This window comes from Streptomyces katrae (assembly GCF_000966975.1).
Taxonomy (GTDB): domain Bacteria; phylum Actinomycetota; class Actinomycetes; order Streptomycetales; family Streptomycetaceae; genus Streptomyces; species Streptomyces katrae.
Map to the genome: position 1 here is coordinate 1 of NZ_JZWV01001024.1, position 7,107 is coordinate 7,107.

Consider the following 7,107-nt stretch of genomic DNA (forward strand, 5'->3'; position numbering starts at 1 on the left):
GTGCGCAGGCGGGCGTAGGTGTCGGCGTCGGCGGTGCGGCCGCCGTACGTGACGTCGTCGAAGGTGCGGGCCGCGGCGCGGAGCTCGTCGGTGTGGGCGGGCAGGGAGCGGGCGGCTTCGGCGGCGGCCTCGTCGGCGGTGCGGCCGGGGCGGGGGTCGAGGAGGGTGCGCTCCTCCAGGGAGCGGACGACGGCCCGCATGCGTTCCCGCACGGCTTCGTTCCAGCGGCCGGCGGCGGCGTGGGCGTCGGCGGCCGCGCGGTGGTCGGCGGCGCTGCGGGGGCCCTCGTCGAAGAGGGTGCCGGCGCCGCGGGCGGTGCGGTGGGGGGTGCCCAGGCGCCACCACAGGGCGGCGACGGCCAGGACGACGAGGAGGGCGATGACGAGCAGGCCGAGGCCGCCGCCCGGGGTGGCGCCGGAGGCGCGGTCGAAGAACTCGCCCAGCCACTCCCAGAAGCGGTCCAGGGCGCGCTGGAGGAGCCCCGGCTCGTCCTGGTGGTAGATGGGCTTGGCCAGCTCGCGTTCGGCCGCCTCGCGGGCGGCTTCGCGTCCGGTGGTCAGCGGCGGTGTGTCGCCGCCGGCGATGGTGATGAGTCCCCCCGTGATCATGCGGCGCGTCAGCCTCCGGTGGGGGTGGTGCTGCCGTAGCCCTCGACGCCGGCGGCGCGGGCGAGCTCCAGGTCCAGGGCCTCGCGGCGGATGCGCTGGTCGATGTAGAGGAGGGTGGTGACGCCCGTCTGCATGGGGGTGGTGACGGTGGCGCCGGCGATGGCGCCGATCCCGGTGATGACCAGGACGGTCCAGCTGAGGGCGGCGGAGCCGTCGAGGAAGCCGCTGAGGCCGCCGGGGGCCAGGACCATGGCGATGGCGGCGAACGGCATGACGATCACGGTGGAGGTGATGGTCCGGATGATCCAGGTCAGCAGGCTGATGCCGAAGACGCGCCACCAGGAGCCCCTGACCAGCTTGGCCGAGCGCCGGAGGGCGGCGGCGGGCGTGCCGCGTTCCAGCATCAGGGCGGGCGGGGCCAGCGCGAAGGTCACGTAGAACCAGGCCAGGAGCACGAGTCCGACGGGGATGCCGAGGGCGGTCAGGGCGGCGCTGCCGAGGAGGATGCCGGGCAGGGCCGGGAGCAGGCCGGCGGCCAGGGAGCCGAGGAGGAGCAGGCCGGTGAGGCCGAGCAGGCGCGGGGCCAGGGGGCGTACGGCCTTGAGGGTGCCGCCGAGGGTGGAGGGCTGGCCGAGGACGGCGCGGCTGACGGTCGGGGCCAGCAGGGCGGTGACCAGGATCAGCCCGAGGACCTCGAGGTAGTACTGGGCGCCGTAGAGGATCCCGGCGTCGCCCAGGGCGCGGACGGCCTGCGCCGGGGTGGTGGGCTGGGTGTCGGGGACCGTGAGGCTGTCCATGGTGAGGCGCTGGACGGCGAGGAGCGCGATCTCGGACAGGGCGGCGACGACGAGGCTCACGGAGAGCACGGAGCGCCAGTGGCCGCGCAGGGTGGCGACGGCGCCGTCCAGTATCTCGCCGAGGCCGAGGGGGCGCAGCGGGATCACGCCGGGCTTGGCGGCGGGCGGCGGGCCGCCCCAGCCGCCGCCGGGGTTCCCGTAGGCGTACGGGGCGGCGGGCTGCTGCTGTCCGGGCTGGGAGGGGTACGCGCCCCAGCCGGCGGCCTGCTGCGGCTGCTGCGGCGGGGTCTGGCCGGCGGCGGGGCTGCTCCACTGTCCGGGCGGTGGCTGGGCGGCGGACCACTTGGAGTCGGCGGAGCCCCCCGCGGGCGGCTGCTGAGCGGCTTCGGGGGCCTGGCCGTCGGACGGGGATCCGGGCGCGGCCCAGCCCGGAGAGTCGTTCATCGTCGCTCCTTCACGTGCACCTGCCGTGGCGGGCGCGCTGGTCGGCTGTCATCGTGCCATGGGGAAGCCCGGGAACGACCGGCCGTCCCCCCTCGGATCCCGGTCCGCTCTTCACTTCAATTGTCGCGCGGATCCGGGGCAGACTGGTCGTCCTGATCGCCACGCAGGTCCGGGGGGCGATTTCCAGCCCTTTTGGCTGTGGGACAGCTCACCGCCAGGTAACGATTAGCTAATGGGATGATGTCAACCATGAAGGGACGCGTCCTCGTCGTCGACGACGACACCGCGCTGGCCGAGATGCTCGGCATTGTGCTGCGTGGAGAAGGTTTTGAGCCGTCGTTCGTAGCGGACGGTGACAAGGCACTGGCTGCCTTCCGGGAGGCCAAGCCGGATCTGGTACTGCTCGACCTCATGCTGCCCGGGCGGGACGGCATAGAGGTGTGCAGGCTGATCCGCGCCGAATCGGGCGTGCCTATTGTCATGCTCACCGCCAAGAGCGACACGGTGGACGTGGTGGTGGGCCTGGAGTCCGGCGCCGACGACTACATCGTCAAGCCGTTCAAGCCGAAGGAGCTGGTCGCCCGCATCCGGGCGCGCCTGCGCCGCTCGGAGGAGCCCGCGCCCGAGCAGCTCGCCATCGGTGACCTCGTCATCGACGTGGCCGGGCACTCGGTCAAGCGCGAGGGCACCTCCATCGCGCTGACCCCGCTCGAGTTCGACCTGCTGGTCGCCCTCGCGCGCAAGCCCTGGCAGGTCTTCACCCGCGAGGTGCTCCTGGAACAGGTCTGGGGCTACCGGCACGCGGCCGACACCCGCCTGGTCAACGTGCATGTGCAGCGCCTGCGCTCCAAGGTCGAGAAGGACCCCGAGCGCCCCGAGATCGTCGTGACGGTGCGCGGTGTCGGCTACAAGGCCGGACCCAGCTGACGTGCAGCCCGGCAAGTCCCGGAGCGGCTCCCGCCGGGGAGCCCTGCGGGGCGGCAGGCAGCTCCGTCACATCGCCGACGGAGCGCCCGGCGGCCCCCTGCTGCGGCTGTGCGCACGCCTCGTGCGCCGGCCGCTGCTCCCGGCTGTCCGCATATGGCGGCGCAACATCCAGCTCCGGGTGGTCGCCGCCACGCTGCTGATGTCCCTCGCCGTGGTCCTCGCCCTCGGCTTCGTCGTCATCGCCCAGGTCAGCAAGGGCCTCCTCGACGCCAAGGAGGAGGCCGCCCAGAGCCAGGCCGCAGGCGGGTTCGCGGTCGCACAGGAGAAGGCCAACACCCCCTACGCCACGGACGCGGCCGAAGCCGCCGACAACAAGGTCGGCCGCGACGCCAGCACCTGGATGAACTCGCTCGTCAAGCAGCTCGCCAGCGGCGGCCAGACCGCCTTCGAGGTGGCCGCGCTCGGCGCCGGCACCGGGGAGCAGGCCCCCACCAGCCAGGGCGTCAAGGGCGCCCGCGCCTCCGGCAACGTCGACCCGACCGGGAGCGTCCCGCTGGACCTGCGCAAGGCCGTCAACCACAACACCGGCACGTTCAAGACGTTCTCGCAGATCCGGTACACCGCCGGGACCGGCAAGCAGCCGGAGCCCGCGCTCGTCGTCGGCAAGCGGCTCACCGACATCAACGGCGACCCCTACGACCTGTACTACCTCTTCCCGCTCACCCAGGAGGAGGAGTCCCTCAACCTGGTCAAGAGCACCATCGCCACCGCCGGGCTGTTCGTCGTCGTCCTGCTCAGCGCCATCGCCTGGCTCGTCGTGCGCCAGATCGTCACGCCCGTCCGGATGGCCGCCGGGATCGCCGAACGGCTCTCCGCCGGCCGGCTCCAGGAGCGGATGAAGGTCACCGGCGAGGACGACATCGCCCGTCTCGGCGAGGCCTTCAACAAGATGGCCCAGAACCTCCAGAACAAGATCCAGCAGCTGGAGGAGCTGTCCCGGATGCAGCGCCGCTTCGTCTCGGACGTCTCGCACGAGCTGCGCACCCCGCTGACGACCGTCCGCATGGCCGCCGACGTCATCCACGACGCCCGCGTCGACTTCGACCCGATCACGGCACGCTCCGCCGAGCTCCTCGCCGGACAGCTCGACCGCTTCGAGTCCCTCCTCGCCGACCTGCTGGAGATCAGCCGCTTCGACGCCGGTGCCGCCGACCTCCAGGCCGAGCCCATCGACCTGCGCGACGTCGTGCGCCGCGTCATCGACGGGGCGGAGCCGCTCGCCGAGCACAAGGGCACCCGCATCCGCGTCCTCGGCGACACCCAGCCCGTCATCGCCGAGGCCGACCCGCGGCGCGTCGAGCGCGTGCTGCGCAACCTCGTCGTCAACGCCGTCGAGCACGGCGAGGGCCGCGACGTCGTCGTCCGCCTCGCCTCCGCCGGCGGGGCCGTCGCCGTCGCCGTCCGCGACTACGGCGTCGGCCTCAAGCCCGGCGAGGCCACCCGCGTCTTCAACCGCTTCTGGCGGGCCGACCCCGCCCGGGCGCGCACCACCGGCGGTACGGGCCTGGGGCTGTCCATCGCCGTCGAGGACGCCCGGCTGCACGGCGGCTGGCTGCAGGCCTGGGGCGAGCCCGGAGGCGGCTCCCAGTTCCGCCTCACCCTGCCCCGTACCGCCGACGAGCCGCTGCGCGGATCCCCGATCCCGCTGGAGCCCGAGGACTCCCGGGGCAACCGGGCCAGGGCCGCCGCCGAGGCCGCCGGACGCCCGGGCACCGCCGGCCCGGGCACGCACCCCGACGGGCGTGACGGGCGTGACGGGCGCGCCGACCGCGACCCGATACCGCCCCGCCCGGCGGTCGCCACCGCCCTGCCGGTGCCCGCACAGGAGGATGGAACCGGTGGAGGACGCTGACCGCCGCGGGCAGGCACGACAGGCCCGGCGGCAGGCACGCCGGCAGGCGAGGCGGCGGGCGGGGCAGGCCCTGCCGGGCCGCCCGCCGAGGGGCGCGGGCCCGCTCCTGGCCCTGGGGGCCGTCGGACTGCTCCTCGCGGGCTGCGCCTCCATGCCCGACCGCGGCGAGATCCGCCGCGTGGAGGCCTCCCAGGGGGTCGACTCCCAGGTGCGGGTCTTCGGCGTGCCCCCGGCCGACAAGGCCAGTCCGGCCGAGATCGTCGACGGCTTCCTGGAGGCCATGACCGGCGACGACCCCCAGCTGGCCACCGCCCGCAAGTACCTCACCGAGGACGCCGCCAAGAACTGGAAGCCCTCCTCGGCCGTCACCGTGCTCTCCTCCGGCCTCGACCGCGTCCCCGTCCAGGGCGAGAAGGACCCCGACGGGCCCCGCTGGAAGGTCACCGGCAAGAAGCTCGCCACCGTCGACGAACGCAGCGCCTACCAGCCGGAGATCGGCGGCAGCCGGTACGAGGAATACCTCCAGCTGGTCCAGGTCAAGGGGCAGTGGCGGATCGCCACCCCGCCCAGCAGCCTCGTGCTCGGCGAGTCCGACTTCCAGCGCATCTACAAGCCCGTCAACAAGTACTACTTCGCGGGCAACACGCTCGTCGCGGACCCCGTCTACGTGCGCCAGCGCAGCGACCCGGACTCGCGGACGAACCCCACCACCCTCACCGTGCAGTCCCTGCTCGCCGGGCCCTCCAAGTGGCTCGGGCCCGTCGCCTCCACCGCCTTTCCGACCGGCGCCGGACTGCGCGAGGGCACCAAGTCCCTGTCCTACGACGGCCAGAACACCCTGCGGGTCCCGCTCAACGAGGCCGGGGAGAACGTCGCCCAGCCGCAGTGCCAGAAGATGGCCACCCAACTCCTCTACACGGTCCGGGACCTGACGACCTCCCGGCTGGACCGGGTCGAACTGCTCCACTCCGACGGCAAGTCCTCGCTGTGCTGGGTGACCGGCTCCACCGCCGCGGGGATCGCGAACCGGCCGGTCCCGCCGCAGCACCAGTACTACGTGGACAAGGACGGCCGCCTCGTGCGGATGGTCCTCAACCCCGGTGCCGACGAGCAGCAGCAGGACAAGCCCGAGCCCGCCCCCGGGCCGCTGGCCACCGCCGCCGGGTTCAAGGTGGGCTCGGCCGCCGTGACGTACGACGAGAAGCGCGCCGCGGTCGTCTCCGAGGACGGGCACGGACTGTACGTCGTCACGCTGACCACCGCCGGAGCCATGCCGCAGCCGCTGCTGACCAGCCGGACCGGCAAGCTCACCGCGCCCAGCTGGGACGCCCAGGGCGACCTGTGGATCGCCGACCAGGACCCGCAGGGCCAGGGCCTGTGGCGGGTGCCCGGCGGGACCGGCACCCCGCAGAAGGTGGACGTCGCCGGACTGGACGGGATGAAGATCAGCGGGCTGAAGGCCTCCTCGGACGGGGTGCGCATCGCCCTGCTCGTCGAGCGGGACGGCGGCCGCAAGAACCTCTACATCGGGCGGATCGAGCGGCCCGAGGGCAAGGGGGACACCTCGAAGGTGTCGGTGCGCGAGCTGCGCCCGGCCGCTCCGCAGATGGCGGAGGTGACGGCGATGAGCTGGGCGCCGCGCGGCCGGCTGCTGGTGGTGGGCCGCGAGAGCGGCGGCGTCGACCAGGCCCGCTACATGCTGGCCGACGGGTCGATGGTCGCGGCGAGCCTGCCCGGGGCGACCGGGTTGAGCGCGATCGCCGCCTCGGAGGACGAGTCGAAGCCCGTGGTGGCCTCCTCCACCGAGGACGGCATCGTGTGGCTGCCGCCGGGCGCGCAGTGGCGCACCGCGGCGGCGGGCGGCCGGGCACCGTTCTATCCGGGCTGAGCCGGGCTGAGCCGGGCTGAGCCGGGCGGTTTTCCACAGGGGTCGCGCCCTGCCCTGGCACCGGGCAGGGTGGAGCCATGCGCGGGTGGTGGCAGGAGCTGGCCGGGCTGGTCCTGCCCGCCGACTGCGCGGGCTGCGGGGCGGCGCGCTCGCTGCTGTGCGGGGACTGCCGCGGGGCCCTGGGCGGTACCGGCGCGGGGCCGGTGCGTCCGGCGGTGCGGGGCGGGGGGCCGTCCCTGCCGCCGGTGTACGCGGCGGTGCCGTACGAGGGGCCGGTACGGGCGGTCGTGCTCGCCCACAAGGAGCGCGGGGCGCTGCCGCTGGCGGGCCCGCTGGGCGGCGCCCTGGCGGCGGCGGTGTCGGCGGCCGGCGGGAGAGGGGGAGGGGAGCTGGCGCTGGTCCCGGTGCCGTCCGCGCGGCGGACGCTGCGGGCGCGCGGGCACGACCCGGCGCGCCGTATCGCGCTGGCGGCCTCGCGGCGGCTGCGCGGGGCCGGGGAGGCGGCGCGCGTGGCGCCCGTACTGCGGCTGC

The 7,107-nt window shown here is 74.5% G+C and carries 6 protein-coding genes; 4 read left to right on the top strand and 2 right to left on the bottom strand.

Going from position 1 to position 7,107, the window contains the following annotated elements; translation table 11 throughout:
• Together VR44_RS31590 and VR44_RS31595 are read right to left on the bottom strand one after the other, a co-directional pair.
• The coding region (locus VR44_RS31590) for a DUF4129 domain-containing protein (protein WP_094192046.1) at positions 1-608 on the bottom strand (608 nt) is incomplete at its 3' end.
• An 8-nt stretch (positions 609-616) separates the two neighbouring features.
• Positions 617-1,849 (bottom strand): hypothetical protein, encoded by a 1,233-nt coding sequence (locus VR44_RS31595; protein ID WP_045951052.1) that lies wholly within the window; start codon positions 1,847-1,849, stop codon positions 617-619.
• A gap of 237 nt (positions 1,850-2,086) precedes the next feature.
• On the opposite strand from VR44_RS31595, the gene mtrA reads away from it, so the two are divergent.
• The 4 genes from mtrA to VR44_RS31615 form a co-directional block, all read left to right on the top strand.
• Positions 2,087-2,776, top strand: a complete 690-nt coding sequence (gene mtrA / locus VR44_RS31600) for a two-component system response regulator MtrA (protein WP_187344141.1) — start codon at positions 2,087-2,089, stop codon at positions 2,774-2,776.
• Between the two features lies 1 nt (position 2,777).
• Positions 2,778-4,688 (top strand): MtrAB system histidine kinase MtrB, encoded by a 1,911-nt coding sequence (gene mtrB / locus VR44_RS31605; protein ID WP_425424552.1) that lies wholly within the window; start codon positions 2,778-2,780, stop codon positions 4,686-4,688.
• Positions 4,675-6,576: an LpqB family beta-propeller domain-containing protein gene (locus VR44_RS31610; RefSeq protein ID WP_245692619.1), complete on the top strand. Its 1,902-nt coding sequence runs from the start codon at positions 4,675-4,677 to the stop codon at positions 6,574-6,576. Before mtrB ends, VR44_RS31610 begins: the two co-directional genes overlap by 14 nt.
• Positions 6,577-6,653: 77 nt before the next feature.
• On the top strand, positions 6,654-7,107 hold a 454-nt coding region (locus tag VR44_RS31615; RefSeq protein ID WP_045951054.1), incomplete at its 3' end, for a ComF family protein.